This is a genomic window from Cupriavidus sp. MEYA8 (assembly GCF_059278825.1).
In genome coordinates this window covers 2,706,967-2,723,512 of record NZ_CM181221.1, presented here as the reverse complement: position 1 = coordinate 2,723,512, position 16,546 = coordinate 2,706,967, and the positions used below count along the sequence as shown (strand labels likewise).

The following is a 16,546-nucleotide window of genomic DNA, read 5'->3' as shown; positions in this document are numbered from 1 at the left end:
TCAGGTCACCTGGCCGCGCACCTGAAAGCGCGCATCGCGATACGTGCCGCTATCCAGCACATCGCGCAGGATTTCCACTGCATCCCAGACTTCGGTGAAGCTGGTGTACAGCGGCGTAAAGCCGAAGCGGGCGATGCGCGGCTCTCGGTAGTCGCCGATGACGCCGCGCTCGATGAGCGCCTGGACCACGGCATAGCCTTCCGGATGTTCCCAGCTCACCTGGCTGCCGCGGCGCGCATGCTCGCGCGGCGTGACCAGCGTCAGCGGATGCTGGCCGCAGCGTGCTTCCACGAGCTCGATAAAGAGATCGGTCAGGAGCAGCGACTTGGCGCGCAGCACTTGCATGCTGGTCTGGGCATAGATGTCCAGCCCGCACTCGACCATCGCCAGGGACGTGACCGGCTGCGTGCCGCACAGGAAACGGCGCACGCCGTCCACCGGGCGATATTGCGGTTCCATCGCGAACGGCGCGGCATGGCCCCACCAGCCCGACAGCGGTTGCCAGAACGCATCGCGCAGCGCCGGCGCGACCCACACGAACGCGGGCGAGCCCGGGCCGCCGTTCAGGTACTTGTAGGTGCAGCCGATGGCGTAGTCGGCGCCGGACGCCTTCAGGTTGACCGGCACGGCGCCGGCGGAGTGGCACAGGTCCCAGACGGTCAGCGCGCCGCGGGCATGGGCCAGTTCGGTCAGCGCGGCCATGTCGAGCATCTCGCCGCTCTTGTAGTTGACGTGCGTCAGCATCAGTACCGCGGTGTCGGCGCCGACGGCGGCGTCGATCTCGGCCGGCGAGTCGACCAGGCGCAGCGAGTAACCCTGCTGGAGCAGGTCGGCCAGGCCCTGGGCGATATAGAGGTCGGTCGGGAAGTTGCTGGATTCCGAGACGATCACCTTGCGCGCCGGATCGCGCGTCTGCTGCACGCGCAGCGCGGCGGCCAGCACCTTGAACAGGTTGATCGAGGTAGTGTCGGTCACCACCACTTCGTCCTCGCCGGCGCCGACCAGCGGGGCGAGCTTGTTGCCCAGCCGCTGCGGCAGTTCGAACCAGCCGGCGGTGTTCCAGCTGCGGATCAGGCCATCGCCCCATTCCTCGGCCACCACCTGGGCGGCGCGCGCGGCGGCGGCGCGCGGGCGGGCACCGAGCGAGTTGCCGTCGAGGTAGATCACGCCCTCGGGCAGGGCGAACTGGTCGCGCAAGGGGCGCAGCGGGTCTTGCTGGTCGAGCCGTAGACAGTGCTCGCGGTCAATGGTCGTCATGTCTTGATGGTGGGTATGCGTGAAGTTTTGATGTGTTCAATCCAGGCTGCGCAGCACGGCGCGCACCGGGCTGGCATCGAGCCCGGCAAAGCGCAGCGGCAGCGCGATCAGCTCGTAGTCGCCTTCGTCGACGTCATCCAGCACGATGCCTTCCAGGATTGCCAGTCCATGCCGGCGCACGGCGTTGTGCGCGTCCATGGTCTTGGATTCCTGCGGGTCGAGCGAAGGCGTGTCGATGCCGACCAGCTGCACGCCATGCGATGCGAGCAGCGCGATGGTCTCGGCGGCGACAGCGCAGAAAGCGGGGTCCCATTGCGCCAGTGGCGCCTGCCGGTAGGTGCGCAGCAGCACGCGCGGCGGCAGGTCCCGCAGCGCGTGCTCGACATGGCGCGGTTCCACCACCGGCGATGCGCCGATGCAGTGGATCACCCGGCAGGTGCCGAGGTACGGCGTCAGCGGCACGTCGCCGATCGGCGCGCCGTCGGCCGCATAGTGCAGCGGCGCGTCGGCGTGGGCCCCGGTGTGTGGCGACAGCGTGATGCGGCCGACATTCACCGGGCAGTGTTCGTCCATCTGCCACGCGGGCGCTTGCTGGAACGGTGTGTCGCCGGGCCACACCGGGGTGGCCGGGGACAGCGGCGGGCTGATGTCCCACAGCCGGCGTGGGTCTTGTCTGGGGGCGGTCATGGAATGGGGCGGCGATGCCGTCTTTGTCTGCCTCGATGTCGGCATATTAGACAAATTCCCCGGGAAGAGGCTTGCGAAATGAGCGGTCCGGCACGTCATCTTTCGCATAAAATTCGAATATCTACATATTCATCGCAGGAAATTCGAATGACCCTCGATCCCATCGATCTGCGCATTCTCGCGTGCCTGCAGGAGAACGGCCGCATCAGCAACCAGGACCTGGCCGACCGGGTGGCGCTGTCGCCTTCGGCATGCCTGCGTCGCGTACGGTTGCTGGAAGAGTCAGGAGTGATCGGCGGCTACCGCGCCTGGTTCGATGCCGAGCAGCTCGGGCTGGAGCTGGAGGCCATCGTGCAGGTGTCGATGCGCCATGACGTGGAGGGCTGGCACGACACCTTTATCGCCGCGGTCCAGTCCTGGCCCGAAGTGCTGTCGGCGTACATCATCACCGGCGACAGCAACTACATCCTGCGCGTGCAGGCGCGCAACCTGAAGCACTACTCGGATTTCATCGTGAACCGGCTGTACCGCACCAAGGGCGTGATGGATATCCGCTCGAACATCGTGCTGCAGCGGATCAAGACCGACAGCTCGCCGCTGGCGATCCTGAAGGCGGCAGGGGAAGACGCCTAGCGCTGCGTGTGCAGCGCGATCAGCTGGCGCAGCGTTTCCTTGAGCTGCGCCCCTTGCTCGGGGCCGAAATCGTTCAGCACCGCGTGCTCATGCTGGGCGGCGCGTTCCAGCAGCGGCCTGGCCAGCGCCAGCCCGCGCGGCGTGATCGAGATCAGCGCATGGCGGCGGTCGGTGGTGCCGGCGGTGCGCTTGACCAGCCCCTCGGCGGCCATGCGGTCGACCAGCTTGGTCAGCGTGGGCTGCTTGGTCAGCGTGATTTCGGCCAGCGCGCCGATGGTGCAGTCGGCGCGGTCGGCCAGCGTCGCCAGCACGCGCCATTCCGGCACAGACAGGCCGCGGGCTTCGACCTCGCGGTGGAATTCGCCGGAAATCAGATGGCTGGCGCGGGCCAGCAGGTAGGCCAGGTAGCCGTCGACGAAAGGCTGGTCCGCCATGATGGAGCCGCAGGCGCTCAGGGTTCGAGCGGACTGGTGGTGGAGAACTGGCCGCCCTGGAACACCAGCGGGCCATCGGGGCCTTCGAGCACGCCGCAGCGCTCGACCTCGCCGACGAAGATCACATGGTCGCCCTCGTCGTAGCGGCTGCGGTTATGGCATTCGAACCACGCCAGCGCATTGGCCAGGATCGGCAGGCCGGTGGCCGACAGCCGGTAGTCGACGCCCGCGAAACGGTCGCCCTTCAGCGTGGCGAAGCGCTGGCACAAGTCCAGTTGCGACGCTGACAGCACATTGATGATGTAGTGGGTGCCGTCGCGGAACATCGGCAGGCTGTTGGCGCGCGTGGCCATGCTCCACAGCACCAGCGGCGGATCCAGCGACACCGAGTTGAACGAACTGGCGGTGATGCCGATGAACGGCGGCGCGCCGGCCGCGACCGATTCGGCGCTGGCGCGGGTGGTGATCACCGTCACGCCGGTCGCGAACTGCGACAGCGTGCGGCGGAAATGCTGCGCATCGAAGTCCGGTGCGGCGGCGACGTTGGCGATCCGTGGCTGGGCCTCAGGCACGCCCATTGGGGCTCCACTGGAGTTCATGAAATTTCATATATATTATTCGCGCCAGGGACTTCAACCAAGTCCGCCGACACGCCGCCCTGCAGCGGGTGCCGGCCAGGATACAAAAAACAGCGCGGCGCATGCCGCCAAGAAAACACGCAGGAGACAAGACATGCTCATCGAGCAGATCGAACACCGATGGCTGGCGGCATTCCGGCGCACCCTGGAACTCTGTGCCCTGCAGGGCGCGGAAGTTGTTGGAATTGTAACGGAGTCGCAATCCCGCCCTGTCAACGTGGCCTTGGCCGAGCTGGCGGTGCAGTCGCTGGGCGCCACGCCCGTCCGGATCCAGGTGCCGACACCGGCGCTCAGTGCGCCGGCGCCGGTACGCTCGACCGGCGCCAGCGATGCCCTGCAACACCTCGCCCCGGTCGTGGCCGCACTGTCCCGCTGCCACCTGGTGCTCGACTGCACCGTCGAAGGCCTGTTGCATGCCCCCGAGTTGCCGCTGATCCTGCGCGGCGCCGACGGCGTGGTGCCGCGCATGCTGATGGTCAGCAACGAACATCCCGAGATCCTGGAGCGCTGCCAGCCTGACCCGGCGCTGGAAGGCACGGTGCGCGCCGCGATGAAGCGCCTGCGCGGCGCGAAAGAAATGCGCGTGCATTCGGCCGCCGGCACCGAGCTGCGCATCGGCCTGGCCGACGCTCGCGTGGGCGGCGTCTGGGGCTTTTGCAACAAGCCGGGGCAGGTCTCGCACTGGCCGGGCGGCCTGTGCCTGGCGTTTCCGGCCAGCCGCCAGGTCAACGGCACGCTGGTGCTGGCGCCGGGCGATGTCAACCTGACCTTCAAGACCTACCTGCGCGACACCGTGGTCTGCCATATCGAGGACGACTACATCGTCGCCGTCGAAGGGCAGGGCGTCGACGCCGACATGATGCGCGGCTATTACCAGGCATGGGCCGACCGCGAAGGCACGCGCGACGCGTACGCGGTCTCGCACGTCGGCTGGGGCCTGAACCGGACGGCGCGCTGGGATGCGCTGGCCTTCTACGACAAGCGCGACTGTAACGGCACCGAACTGCGCGCGTTCGGCGGCAACTTCCTGTTCTCCACGGGCGCCAACGAGGTGGCGGGCCGCCATACGCTGGGCCATTTCGACCTGCCGCTGCGCAACTGCACGGTCTCGCTCGACGGCCGCAATGAGGTGGAGGCAGGCCAGCTCGTGGAGATGCAGGCATGAGCGCTCCCAACCTCCGCAGGCACGCCAACGGCATCGCCACGCTGGAATGGGGTGACGGCGAGGGCCCGGTCGCTGTCGTGATGCTGCACGGGATCGGCGGCGGCAAGGCCGCGTGGCCGGCGCAGGGCGAGGCGCTGGCGCAGGCGGGCTACCGCGCGCTGGCGTGGGACATGCCCGGCTATGGCGACAGCGCCATGATCGACCCCTACGATTTCGACGGCCTGGCCGGCGCGCTGGCGCCGCTGCTGCAGGCCGAGCGCGATGCCGGCCGGCGCGTGGTGCTGCTCGGCCACAGCATGGGCGGCATGGTGGCGCAGCAGGCGTATGCCGCCACGCCGGCGCTGGTCGACGGCATGGTGCTGTCCGGCACGTCGCCCGCATTCGGCAAGGGCGACGGGCCGTGGCAGCGCGAGTTCATCGCCGCGCGCACCGCGCCGCTGGACGCCGGCAAGAGCATGGCCGAGATGGCGGCGGGGCTGGTGCGCACGATGGTGGCGCCGGACGCCGACGCGCCCGCGGTGGCCTTCGCCACGAGCGTGATGGCCGCCGTGCCCGCACCCGCCTACCGCGCCGCGCTGGGGGCGCTGGTGCGCTTCAACCAGCGCGACGCGCTGCCGCACATCGCCGTGCCGGTGCTGGCGCTGGCCGGCCAGCACGACACCAATGCCTCGCCCGAGGTGATGCAGCGCATGGCGCAGCGCATCCCCGGTGCCGAGTACCTCTGCCTGCCCGATGTCGGCCACCTGGCCTGCATGGAGCGGCCGGCGGCCTTCAACGCGCCCGTACTCGCTTTCCTCCAGCGGCATTTCCCGGTGCGCTGAAACGCGCGCCGGTCCCGAAGTCCCTGAAAACCAGATCAACGGCGCAGGTCCATATCGGCCCGCGCCAAGGAGACCGCGACATGCCTTCCGGCCAGCTCGACTTCATTCCTGCCGTTGGTACGGCGGATTTCACCCCGCGCCAGGCGCGCCTGCTGGCGCTGGCCAACCGCCTGGGCCGCGAACGCTTTGCCGCGCGCGCTGGCACCTGGGACCGCGAGGCCAGCTTTCCGTTCGCCAACTACGACGACCTGCGCGAAGCCGGGCTGCTGGCCCTGTGCGTGCCGGAAGCCTTCGGCGGCGAGGGCGCGGACTTTGCCACCTATTGCATGGTGGGCGCCGAGATCGGCCGCTTCTGCGGCGCCACGGCGCTGACGTACAACATGCATATCTGCTCGACCATGTGGACCGGCACGCTGTCCGATGGCATCGAGATGACGCCCGGACAGCGCGCCGAGCACGAGGCCCGCCGCGCGCTGCATTTCGCACGCGTGGTGCGCGACGGCGCGGTCTACGCGCAGCCGTTCTCCGAAGGCTCGGCGGCGGCCGCCGGCAAGGCGCCGTTCGGCACCACCGCGCGCAAGGTCGAAGGCGGCTGGGTGCTGAATGGCCGCAAGATCTTCGCCTCGCTGTCGGGCGCGGCCGACTACTACGGCATTCTCTGCACCGAGGACCGCGGCGACCAGCATCCCGACATGCGCGATACCCTCTATATCGCCGTGCCGGGCAAGGCCGACGGCCTCACCGTCACCGGCGAATGGGATCCGATGGGCATGCGCGGCACGGTCTCGCGCACGCTGCTGCTCAAGGACGTGTTCGTGCCAGACCAGGAGCAGCTGATGCCGCGCGGGGTCTACTACCGCGCCGCGCAGACCTGGCCGGCCATGTTCTTCACGCTGTCGCCGACCTACCTCGGCGTGGCGCAGGCCGCCTACGACTTCACCGTGCAGTACCTGCGTGGCGAGGTGCCGGGCCAGCCGCCGGTCAAGCGCCGCATGTACCCGACCAAGCAGATCGCGGTGGCGCAGATGCGCATCCAGCTGGAGAGCATGCGCTCGATCTTCTGGCGCGTGATCCATGAAGCGAAGCCGAACCCTTCCAAGGACGAGCGCCTGCGCCTCTACGCCGCGCACTACACCGTGATGGAAGGCGCCAACGATATCGCACGGCTGGCGATCCGAACCTGCGGCGGGCAGTCGATGCTCAAGGACCTGCCGCTGGAGCGCCTGTACCGCGATTCGCGCTGCGGCGCGCTGATGCTGCCCTGGACCGCCGAACTGATCCTGGACCGCATGGGCCGCGAAACGCTGTACGAATCCGGCGAGCGCGACGAATGAGCGGCGCCCGCCCTGGCCCTGGCCCCTCCCGTCCCGGTGCCGCCGGACTCGGCGCGCTGCCGGCCATGCTGTGGGCGCATGCCGAGGCGGCGCCGCAGCGGCCCGCACTGCATTACCTCGGCCGCACCTTCAGCTACGGCGAGCTGTGGCGCCGCGTGGAGCGCGCCAGCGCCCACCTGGCGGCGACATGGGCCATCCGCCCCGGCGACCGGGTCGGCACGCTGTGCCTGAACCATGAATTGCAGCTGGTGCTGCTGTTCGCCTGCGCGCGGGTCGGAGCGATGTTCGTGCCGCTGAACTACCGGCTCGCCGCGGCCGAGCTGCATGCCATCGCCGGCCATGCGCAGCTGGCGCTGCTGTTCCACGATGACGCGCATGCCGCGCTGGCGCCGGAGGCCGGCGCCAGCCAGTGCCGGCTGGCGCATCTGGAACGCATCATCGATCACCCGGCGCCGGCCGTCGCCAGCTTCCCGCACGTTGCCGGCGACGCGCCGCTGCTGCTGGCCTACACCTCGGGCACTACCGGCAAGCCCAAGGGCGCGGTGCATACGCAGGCCGGGCTGCTGGCCAATGCGCGCGCCAGCTGGTGGGCGCACGGCATGACGCCGGACGATCACGTGCTGTCGGTACTGCCGGCCTTCCATGTCGGCGGCCTGTGCATCCAGACGCTGCCGGCGCTGCTGGCCGGTGCGCAGGTGACGCTGCATGACCGTTTCGCGCCCGGCGCGTGGCTGGCGTCGGTCGCGCAAGCGCGCCCGAGCCTGGCGCTGATGGTGCCGGCCACGCTGCGCGCGGTGCTGGAGCATCCCGGCTGGGACGGCGCCGACCTGTCGCCGCTGCGCGGGGTGATGGCCGGCTCCTCGACCATCCCACGGTCGTATATCGACGCGTTCCACGCGCGCGGCGTGCCGCTCGGCCAGGTCTATGGCGCGACCGAGACCGGACCGGTGTCGGTGGTGCTGAAGCTGGAAGACGCGATGGCGCGGCCCGGCTATGCCGGCTGGCCGGTGCCGGAGGTGACGGTGCGGCTGGCTGGCGCGGATGGTCCCTGCGGCGCCGAGGTAGCGCAGGGCGAAGTCGGCGAATTGTGGGTGCGCGGCGCCAACGTCATGGCCGGATACTGGAACCAGCCCGCCGATGGCCTGCCCGGCGGCTGGTTCCGCTCCGGCGACCTGGCCCACCGCGATGCCGACGGCTGCATCGAGGTGGTCGGCCGCAGCAAGGACATGATCATTTCCGGCGGCGAGAACATCTATCCGGCCGAGATCGAGAATGTGCTGCTCGGCCTGCCCGGCGTGCAGGAGTGCGCAGTGGTGGGGGTGGCCGACGCGCGCTGGGGCGAGGTGCCGGTGGCGGTGATCGTGCCGGCGCCGGGCGCCGACCGCGCGCCGCTGGCCCCGGCGCCGGTGCGCGAGGCGCTGGCCGCCCGTATCGCCCGCTTCAAGCTGCCGCGCGAGGTGGTGCTGCTAGACGACCTGCCGCGCAGCGCGCTGGGCAAGGTGATGAAGCCCCAGTTGCGGGCGCTGCTGGAATCGCAACGCCAAGGCGACCACGCCGGCTGACACGGCAGTCCAGCCGCATGGCCGATGCGCGCACGCCCGTCTGCGCTTATGCTTGAGGTCCGTGACACCGGACAACCATAGACATAGACCAGCCAAGGGAGCGGCGCACATGGAACAACGATTTGATACGGCCACGCTGGGGGGCGGGTGCTTCTGGTGCCTGGAGGCGGTCTACCAGCAGGTCAAGGGGGTAGTCGCGGTGGAGTCGGGCTATACCGGCGGCCATGTGGATCATCCGACCTACCAGCAGGTGTGCGAGGGCGATACCGGCCACGCCGAAGTGGTGCGCGTCACTTTCGACCCGTCCGTGATCACTTTCCGCGAGATCGTCGAGATCTTCTTTGCCATCCACGACCCGACCACGCCGGACCGGCAGGGCAACGACGTCGGGCCGCAATACCGCTCGGTCATTTTCACGCACTCGGAAGCGCAGCGCGCCGTCGCCGAGTACGTAATGCGTGAACTGGCCACGGCCAAGGTCTTCGATGCCCCGATCGTCACCCAGGTCGAGCCCGAGCAGCCGTACTGGCGCGCGGAAGAGGGCCACCAGAACTACTTCCAGGACCACCCGAGCCAGGGCTACTGCGCCTTCGTGATCTCGCCCAAGCTGGCCAAGTTCCGCAAGCAGTTCGCCGCCAAGCTGCGGGTGTAGCGGACGCTTACAGCCGTGCGGCGATGGCCTCGGCCAGCCGCACGATGCTCAGCGGCGCGCAGCCTTCGGCATTGTTGCTGACGATGACGATGGCGAGCTGGCCGGCGCGCAGGGTGCCCGCCACGACGTCGGCGATGGCATCGCGCGTGCCGGGATCGTCGTCGACGATGCGGTCGAAGGGCGCGTACAGCTTCTCGGCATACGCGTAGGGCCTGCCCGCATGCAGCATCCAGCGCAGCAGCAGCGGCCCGGGGCCGGCTTCATCCATCAAGGCCTGCGCTGCGGCCTGGCGCGGCACCGCCGGCAGGCGGTCGCGCGCCGACAGGCAGAAGCGCGCGCCGTGGCGGCGCAGCAGCTTGATATAGCGCGGCGTCAGCAGCGCCGGGTCGCGCAGCTCGACGGCATAGCAGGCATGCGGCGTGATGGACGGGTCCAGCGGCGGCAGCGCGCCCAGGAACGCGTCGAGCCGCTCCAGGAATACGCCGCTGTCCGCCAGGCTGCCCATCGGCGACAGCTGGAACAGCAGCGGCCCGCATTTGCCGCCGAGGCCGGCGCTCGCCGGGGCGATGAAGTCGCGCACCGCGATCTCCGCGTCCAGGAACGCCGCGTTGGCGAGCCGGCCGGCGCCGTCCGAGCCGCGCAGCCAGGCGTCGCAGACGCTGGCTGGCGCCTTGACCACGAAGCGGAAGCCGTCCGGCACTTGCGCCGCGTAGGAAAGGTAGTCGGCCAGCGGGATCGGCCCGTAGAAGCCGCGATCGATCCCCGCCGCGCGCAGCAGCGGATGGCGCGAGTATGCGGCCAGTCCCTTGCGCGACAGCATGCTGTCGCCGTACTCGCCGTCGTAGACCAGCTGGTTCCAGCCGGGGTATGCCCACGACGAGGTGCCGAAGTAAAGGCTGGCGGGCAGGCGCGCCGACAGCGCGCGCAGTGCCTCGTCCATCGGCGCGGGTTGCACGCCCTGGGCACGGACGGACTTTGCGGGAGGGGCGGGAGCTTGTTGCGGGGCGGGCACGGGCAGCCCGCCAAAGAGGTCTTCAGTCAATCGCTTCGGTTTCGGGTTCGGTATCGTTCAGTCGTTGCGCCCGATGGGCTGCTCATAAATATAGCGGCGCGACCAAGGCACCGTGCCCGACGACATCCCGGCCTTGTGGCAGACCACCTGGTAGATCGACATCTTGTCGGTCTCGAAGGCATGCGAGCAGCCGGCCAGGTACACGCGCCAGATGCGGTACTTCTTCTCGCCGACCATATCGCGGATGGTTTCGCCCTTTGCCTCGAAATTATCGGCCCAGTGGCGCAAAGTCTGCGCGTAGTGGCGGCGCAGCAGTTCCACGTCGATCGCCTCCAGGCCGCCTTGCTCCAGCGTCTTCAGCACCAGCCCGATGTGCGGCAGTTCTCCTTGCGGGAACACGTAGCGGTCCATGAACTCGGCGCCGTCCATCGGCGTCTGGCCGTTGTCGGGATCGGGCGAGGTGATGCCGTGGTTCATCGCGTAGCCGTCATCGGCCAGCAGTTCGCGCATGCGGCGGAAATATCCAGGCAGGTTGTCCTTGCCCACGTGCTCGAACATGCCGACGCTGGTGATACGGTCGAAGGTGCCGGTGGTGTCGCGGTAATCCTGCAGCCGGATCTCGATGCGGTCGGACAGTCCTGCCGCCCTGACGCGCTCGGCGGCCAGGTCAAACTGGTTCTGCGACAGCGTGATGCCCACGCAGCGCGCCCCGTACTTCTGCGCGGCGCGCAGCACCAGCGCACCCCAGCCGCAGCCGATGTCCAGCAGCGTCTGCCCGGGCTGCAGCCGGATCTTGGTCAGGATATGGTCGATCTTCTTCAGCTGCGCGGTGGCAAGGTCCTCGTCGCCGTTCTCGAAATAGGCGCACGAATACACCATGTTGGGATCGAGCCAGAGCTTGTAGAAGTCGTTGGAAACGTCGTAGTGGTACTGGATCGATTCCCGGTCTTCCTGCCTGGTGTGCGAGAAATGCTGCGCCACCCGGGCCAGCGCGCCGCCGGCGCGCCGCGTGGCAGCCGCCGACATGCCATAGCCGACCTTGATGATGTCGGCCAGCCGGCCGTCAAAGTCGATCTTGCCCTGCACGTAGGCCTCGCCCAGGTTGTCCAGGCTTGGCGTCAGCAGCAGCGGCAGTGCCGCGGCCTCGCGCACGGTCAGCGTGACCTGCGGCTTGTCGAAATGGCCCAGGGCATATTCGGTGCCATTCCACAGGCGCAAGCAGACCGGCAGGTTGGCATTGTCACGCAGGTCGGCGATCCAGTTGTCGAGTTGCTTTTCCAGGGCTTGCTTGAAAAACATGCGCTTTACCTCCCGATGGTTGCGGCACGCGCTCGACCGGTCCTCCGGACAAGGCAGGTACTGCCCCGAGCCTTGACCCGAGTCCGTCGCGAGCGCTTGCGTAAAAATCACCAAGCGACGCCAGTCCCACTTTAGTCGAATTCCGCGGGCAGTGCAGCGCACCCTCGGGAAGCCCCCGGGACAGACCCGTCCGGACCTCCGTGGCCAGCGCGTCAGGGCGAAAGGCGCACGATCTGCCAGGCACCGCCCGGCTGGACGCGATAGGCGATGCGGTCATGCAGGCGCGAAGGGCGCCCCTGCCAGAATTCCATCGCGGTCGGCACCAGCCTGTAGCCGCCCCAGTGCGGCGGGCGCGGCGGGTTGTCGCCGAACTTGCTGCGGTATTCCAGCTCGCGCTGCTCAAGCACGTCGCGGCCGGGCACTTCGCGGCTTTGTTCGGAAGCCCACGCGCCCACGCGCGAGCCGAGGGGGCGCGAGGCGAAATAGGCGTCGCTCTCGTCGTCGGCAACTTTTTCGACGATGCCTTCCACGCGCACCTGGCGCTCCAGCTGTACCCAGTGGAACAGCAGCGCGGCGCGCGGGTTTGCCGCCAGGTCCAGCCCCTTGCGGCTCTCGTAGTTGGTGAAGAAGGTGAAGCCACGGTCGTCGATGCCCTTGAGCAGCACGATGCGCGCGGAAGGCTGGCCATCGGCGCCGACAGTGGCCAGCGTCATGGCATTGGGTTCGGGCAGCTTGGCCGTGACCGCCTCGTCGAACCAGCGCTTGAACTGGCTCATCGGGTCGGGGGCCACGTCGGTTTCGGACAGCGAGCCCAGGACATAGGTACGGCGGAGGTCGGCGAGTTGAGTCATGTCGCAATCATCGGAGAATCGGTCGGGATGCGCGGCGGGCCCCGGGGGCGAGGGCGCAGGTCCGGCTGATTCGAGTATAGCGAATGCTTCGCGGGCCGCATTTGCGCGCCGGCAAGGCGTGCGGGCGGCGTCACAGCGGACAGGGCGCGCGCCGGGGCTCAAGCCGGCGGCAGCGCCCGGCGTCCCTGGCGCCGCGAGTAGTAACCGGCCACGCCCATGGCTCCGGCCATCGACAGGAAGATTGGCAGCATGCCAAGCGCCGTGCCGACCACGCCGAAGGTCAGCGGCCACACTACCTGGCTGGTATTGAGCACCGCGGAGCGCAGGCCCAGCGCCTCGCCCGCGCGCCCGTGCGGCGACACCGTGTGCAGGATGTTCATGACATTGGGCTGCGCGCTGCCCAGCGCCAGCCCGAGCACGAAGGCCAGCCCGCACATCAGCCAGAAATGCGTGACGAACGGGTAGGCCAGGTAGGCCAGAGCGCCCACCAGCAGCGCGGTGCGGATGATCTTCCACTCCGACAGGCGGCGCGACACCACCGGCATCGCCACGCGGATAATCAGCGTGGCAATGGCGAAGGCGCCCAGCACCCAGCCGATCGACGACGGCGACAGCCCGATGCGCGAGCCCTGGATCGGGATCAGGAAGGCATGCAGGTCCCAGGCCGCCGACAGCACCGCGCTGGCGACAAAGACGGCGCGCAGCTCGGGATACTGCAGCAGGTCCAGCGTGGAGCGGCGGCTGCCGTCCTCGATGGCGATGCGGCCGGCATTGCCGCCCTGCGCCGGCAGCCGCGGGCGCACCCACTGCAGGCCGGCCTGGCCGACCAGCGCCACCCCGACCAGCACGGCAAAAGCGGGGCGGAATCCGGCATGCTCGATGACGTAGCCCATCACCACCGGCCCCAGCGTGCCCGACACCGACAGCCCGAGCGCGTGCCAGGTGTAATTGCGCAGCCGCGTCTCGTTGGTCGAGACCTGGCCGATCAGCAACTGCATTGCCACCTGGACCAGCATGAAGCCCACGCCGATCAGCGCGCACGACAGGTACAGCGCATCCAGTTCATGCCACAGCGCCGGCAGCAGCGTGCCGGCCACTAGCATCAGCGAGCCGGCGGTCATCGGCTTGCGTGGACCGATCTCGTCGATGCGCTTGCCGGCGCGGATCGCGAGCAGCATCGGCAGCAGCGCATACAGCGACATCAGCACGCCGAGCGTGACTGTGGAAGCCTTGAGGGAAATCGCGAAGAGCGACACCACCACGCGGCTGGCGTTGAATGCCACGTGGTTGCACACCGTCAGCGCGATCAGCCAGGTGATCGGCGGGACGGCGGTGTGCGGCAGCGACATGGGGGCGGGCGAGTGGCGTCGTGGGGCCGCGCTCGTGGGCGGCCGGCGGCCGTGCCGAGGCGGACAACAAAAAACGAAAACAAGCGGAAACAAAGGGCGGCCGCAGCCGCGCCTTCCGAAGAATGCGAACGGGCGAACCCGCCTCGCATCCGATGCTTGCCATGCTTAAACTTCTTGTAAATGGCCGTTTAATTATGCGCCGCATGTGGGCGAGTTACAACGGCAATCTGCGACGGGATGTCGCAGCCGGCGGAAGTGTTGCTGTTTCGCTTCAGACAACTGCAGACATGTCGCCACGCGGCGACATTCCCGGCAAGGCGCCGGGGTGTCCATTGGCTCAGCCGCCCTTGTATAGCGCCGCGTCGTTGTCCGGGCGCAATGGCTTGCGCGCTTCGCGCTCTGGCGGGGGCGACCGGTGTGCAGGGCGGCCGGCCTGCGCCTCGGCCTGTGCGGCGGTGCCGGGCGTTTCCGGCGGGATCGGCTTGCCTGCGGTCATGCCCGCGGTACCGCCGGCCTTTGGATCCTTATAGGTCTTGCCGGGAGGCGGCGCGAGCGGGCGCTTGCGCAGGTCGGCCAGCAGTGTGGCGCACTTGCTGCTGTCGCCGCCGGGCGACAGGTCCACCAGCGGCAGTACCGCGGTGGCGACCGGCGCCACCAGGGCGAGCGACAGCGCCCCGCCGGCGCGCAGCGCCAGCACGCCGATGTCGGGGCTGACGGTCGGCTTCTTCATGGTTCCGCCCACGTACAGCGGCGAGCGCAGGGAAAAGATGCGCAGGCCCTTGGAGTCCGGATGGATCGTCAGCGCCAGCCGCTCGCTGCGCAGGTCGATGCCGCCGGTGGTCACGATGACGGCATCGTCGGTATCGAGCACGAAGGTGCGCGCGCGTGCGATGCCATTGGTAAAGGCAAAGTCACTGACGCCGCAGTTGATCTGCACCGGCCGGTCGCCGAACAGCTTGTTGATCACCAGGCTGCCCACGTTCAGGCCGATCGCTTCCAGGATGAACTTGCTGACGGTGCCGTTCTCTACCAGCAGCTTGGCCTCGCCGTTGGATGTTCCCAGCAGTGTCCCGACCGAATTGCCGGTGGCGGACAGCCTGGCGCTGCCATTGAGTTCGCCGATGCTGGCGCGCATCAGGTCGATGGTGGGAAACAGCTGCTTGAGCTTCATGTGGCGCGCGGTCATGTCGACCATCGCGCCCATTGGCTCGCGCTTGCCGTCCAGGCGCACGTTCGACACGAGGTTGCCGCCGGCCACGCCGAAGTTGAGCGGATCGAGCAGCAGCACGCCATCCTGCAGCTTCAGGTGAGTGACCAGGTTGGTGATGGGCAGGTCCGCGTCGCGGATGATGCGCTTGCCAGTGAAGTGCACGTCGGCATCGATCTTGTCCCAGCGCTCGGTACGGAACGGCGCCACCGGCAGGGCCTTGTCGGGCGGCTGCCGCACCGGGCTGTCCTTGGCCGGTTGCCCGGGCTTGGCGTCGGCGCCGATCAGCGGCGCCAGGTCGACGAAGCGCAGCTGGTTCGACTGCAGGGTGCCGGCCAGCAGCGGGCGCGGCTCGCGCTTGGTGAAGGTCAGCGTGCCGGACAGGTCGCTGCCGCCGACACGGCCGGTGAACTTCTGGTACTCGTAGATCGAGCCTTCCTTGCGCAGCGTGGCCATCAGCCGGCCGCGGGTTTCATAGGGTGGGGTCGACGGCAGCACCACGCCGGTGAGCGCATATAGCTTGGCCATGCTGTCGCCGGCCAGCGTCAGGTGGACGTCGACCGCGGCCAGGTGGGCGGGATTGGTCACGGTGCCTTCGATGAGCGCGCGCGTGGTGCCCACGCGCACATCGGCCAGGAACGGGAACGGCACATCGGTATTGCGCAGGCTCAGCACGGTGCCTGCCTTGCCGCTGGCATTGATGGTGGCATCGTTGTAGCGGCCGGTGGCTTTCCAGCGCAAGCCGTAGCGGTCGTTGCCGGCGGTGGCCGAGGCGGGCGGACCCGATGCAGACGGCGCCGAGGCGGACGGCGGGGACGTTGCCGACGGCGCGGATGCCGCCGCACCGCTGGCGGGCGGCCCGGGCGGCACGGCGGAAGCCTGCGGCCCGACCAGCGCGCCGTCGCGCGCCTTGTCATAGAGCGGGTTGTCGCCGATGGTGTCGAGCTGGGCCTGCAACTCGATCTTCTTGAACTGGTCGGCCAGCGCCAGGTTGCCGCGCGCCAGCACTACTTCGCCAATATCCAGCTCCCATTTTGACGGGCCTTTCTTGGGGCCGAACTCGAGCGTCCAGTTGTTGCGCGAATCGGCCAGCCGCTCCAGCCAGACCGCGGGGCTGTCGACGACGATGGTGGGCACGGCGATCTGGTGCGCCAGCAGCGGGATCGGGCGCAGTACGAAGATCAGTTCGCGCACGGTGGCGAGGTGGGGCTGGCTGGCCCAGTCGGTATTGGCGATGGTGATGTCTCGAGCCGACAACCGCGGCCACGGCACCAGCGTATGCCAGCCGGTCTCGCCCTCGCCGCGGCGCCAGGTCACGGTAAGGTCGCCGTTGATGGCAAAGGGACGGCCGATGGCCTCGGAAACCTTGTCGTTGAGCCAGGGTTTGACGCGGTTCCAGTCGAAGGTCAGGAACAGGATGACCAGCAGCGCGATCAGCGCGATCGGTGTCAGCACACTCCACAGGACGACCTTGCGGCGCATGGGCATGAGGGGGGCTCCTCTATGGCGGGGCAGGTCCGCTGGTACCGGCCGGCCCGAAAGGCCTGGTGGGGGCTTGCCGGGCCTTGCGTAGGGCGGCGAACGGACCACTGCAGGTCTATTGTATAGTTGCGCGCTTTCCGTCTTTGTCGGGGATTGGCTGACA

General features: G+C 68.6%; 15 protein-coding genes. 6 read left to right on the top strand and 9 right to left on the bottom strand.

The window, feature by feature from the left end; genetic code table 11:
- Together kynU and kynB are read right to left on the bottom strand one after the other, a co-directional pair.
- Entirely contained in the window at positions 1–1,257 is a 1,257-nt protein-coding gene (gene kynU, locus AC5WJ1_RS12680; protein ID WP_195427323.1) for a kynureninase, read from the bottom strand.
- A 36-nt stretch (positions 1,258–1,293) separates the two neighbouring features.
- Positions 1,294–1,944 (bottom strand): arylformamidase, encoded by a 651-nt coding sequence (gene kynB / locus AC5WJ1_RS12675; RefSeq protein WP_195427324.1) that lies wholly within the window; start codon positions 1,942–1,944, stop codon positions 1,294–1,296.
- 147 nt (positions 1,945–2,091) lie between these two features.
- Here kynB and AC5WJ1_RS12670 point away from each other — a divergent pair, with 147 nt between their 5' ends.
- The gene (locus AC5WJ1_RS12670) at positions 2,092–2,577 is read left to right on the top strand and encodes an Lrp/AsnC family transcriptional regulator (protein WP_133092408.1); all 486 of its coding nucleotides are present in this window, start codon (positions 2,092–2,094) and stop codon (positions 2,575–2,577) included.
- Here the strand turns inward: AC5WJ1_RS12670 and AC5WJ1_RS12665 are convergent.
- Both AC5WJ1_RS12665 and AC5WJ1_RS12660 read right to left on the bottom strand, forming a co-directional pair.
- The gene (locus AC5WJ1_RS12665; RefSeq protein ID WP_133092407.1) at positions 2,574–3,011 is read right to left on the bottom strand and encodes a MarR family winged helix-turn-helix transcriptional regulator; all 438 of its coding nucleotides are present in this window, start codon (positions 3,009–3,011) and stop codon (positions 2,574–2,576) included. The genes AC5WJ1_RS12670 and AC5WJ1_RS12665 overlap by 4 nt on opposite strands.
- A 17-nt stretch (positions 3,012–3,028) precedes the next feature.
- The gene (locus tag AC5WJ1_RS12660; RefSeq protein WP_195427358.1) at positions 3,029–3,589 is read right to left on the bottom strand and encodes a flavin reductase family protein; all 561 of its coding nucleotides are present in this window, start codon (positions 3,587–3,589) and stop codon (positions 3,029–3,031) included.
- 154 nt (positions 3,590–3,743) lie between these two features.
- Here AC5WJ1_RS12660 and AC5WJ1_RS12655 point away from each other — a divergent pair, with 154 nt between their 5' ends.
- The 5 genes from AC5WJ1_RS12655 (at position 3,744) to msrA (ending at position 9,183) form a co-directional block, all read left to right on the top strand.
- On the top strand, positions 3,744–4,814 hold the full coding sequence (locus tag AC5WJ1_RS12655) for a 2,5-dihydroxypyridine 5,6-dioxygenase NicX family protein (RefSeq protein ID WP_195427325.1): 1,071 nt from the start codon (positions 3,744–3,746) through the stop codon (positions 4,812–4,814).
- Positions 4,811–5,635 carry an alpha/beta fold hydrolase gene (locus AC5WJ1_RS12650; RefSeq protein ID WP_195427326.1) on the top strand — a complete coding sequence of 275 codons (825 nt, stop codon included), beginning with the start codon at positions 4,811–4,813 and terminating at the stop codon, positions 5,633–5,635. Before AC5WJ1_RS12655 ends, AC5WJ1_RS12650 begins: the two co-directional genes overlap by 4 nt.
- 80 nt (positions 5,636–5,715) lie before the next feature.
- The gene (locus AC5WJ1_RS12645) at positions 5,716–6,969 is read left to right on the top strand and encodes an acyl-CoA dehydrogenase family protein (protein WP_195427327.1); all 1,254 of its coding nucleotides are present in this window, start codon (positions 5,716–5,718) and stop codon (positions 6,967–6,969) included.
- Positions 6,966–8,531, top strand: coding sequence for a class I adenylate-forming enzyme family protein (locus tag AC5WJ1_RS12640; RefSeq protein ID WP_195427328.1), 1,566 nt, complete (start codon positions 6,966–6,968; stop codon positions 8,529–8,531). The genes AC5WJ1_RS12645 and AC5WJ1_RS12640 overlap by 4 nt, the downstream gene beginning before the upstream one ends.
- A gap of 109 nt (positions 8,532–8,640) precedes the next feature.
- Positions 8,641–9,183: a peptide-methionine (S)-S-oxide reductase MsrA gene (msrA, locus tag AC5WJ1_RS12635; protein ID WP_133092401.1), complete on the top strand. Its 543-nt coding sequence runs from the start codon at positions 8,641–8,643 to the stop codon at positions 9,181–9,183.
- Between the two features lie 7 nt (positions 9,184–9,190).
- On the opposite strand, the gene AC5WJ1_RS12630 is transcribed toward msrA, so the two are convergent.
- The 5 genes from AC5WJ1_RS12630 to AC5WJ1_RS12610 all read right to left on the bottom strand — a co-directional run bounded on the left by AC5WJ1_RS12630 (position 9,191) and on the right by AC5WJ1_RS12610 (position 16,389).
- On the bottom strand, positions 9,191–10,225 hold the full coding sequence (locus AC5WJ1_RS12630; RefSeq protein WP_135705680.1) for a DUF72 domain-containing protein: 1,035 nt from the start codon (positions 10,223–10,225) through the stop codon (positions 9,191–9,193).
- A gap of 27 nt (positions 10,226–10,252) precedes the next feature.
- Positions 10,253–11,494, bottom strand: coding sequence for a class I SAM-dependent methyltransferase (locus AC5WJ1_RS12625; protein ID WP_135705679.1), 1,242 nt, complete (start codon positions 11,492–11,494; stop codon positions 10,253–10,255).
- A 212-nt stretch (positions 11,495–11,706) separates the two neighbouring features.
- On the bottom strand, positions 11,707–12,345 hold the full coding sequence (gene pdxH / locus AC5WJ1_RS12620; protein ID WP_133092398.1) for a pyridoxamine 5'-phosphate oxidase: 639 nt from the start codon (positions 12,343–12,345) through the stop codon (positions 11,707–11,709).
- 158 nt (positions 12,346–12,503) lie between these two features.
- Positions 12,504–13,694 carry an MFS transporter gene (locus AC5WJ1_RS12615; RefSeq protein ID WP_195427329.1) on the bottom strand — a complete coding sequence of 397 codons (1,191 nt, stop codon included), beginning with the start codon at positions 13,692–13,694 and terminating at the stop codon, positions 12,504–12,506.
- A 337-nt stretch (positions 13,695–14,031) separates the two neighbouring features.
- Positions 14,032–16,389, bottom strand: coding sequence for an AsmA family protein (locus AC5WJ1_RS12610; protein ID WP_135705676.1), 2,358 nt, complete (start codon positions 16,387–16,389; stop codon positions 14,032–14,034).
- Positions 16,390–16,546: the final 157 nt, after the last annotated feature.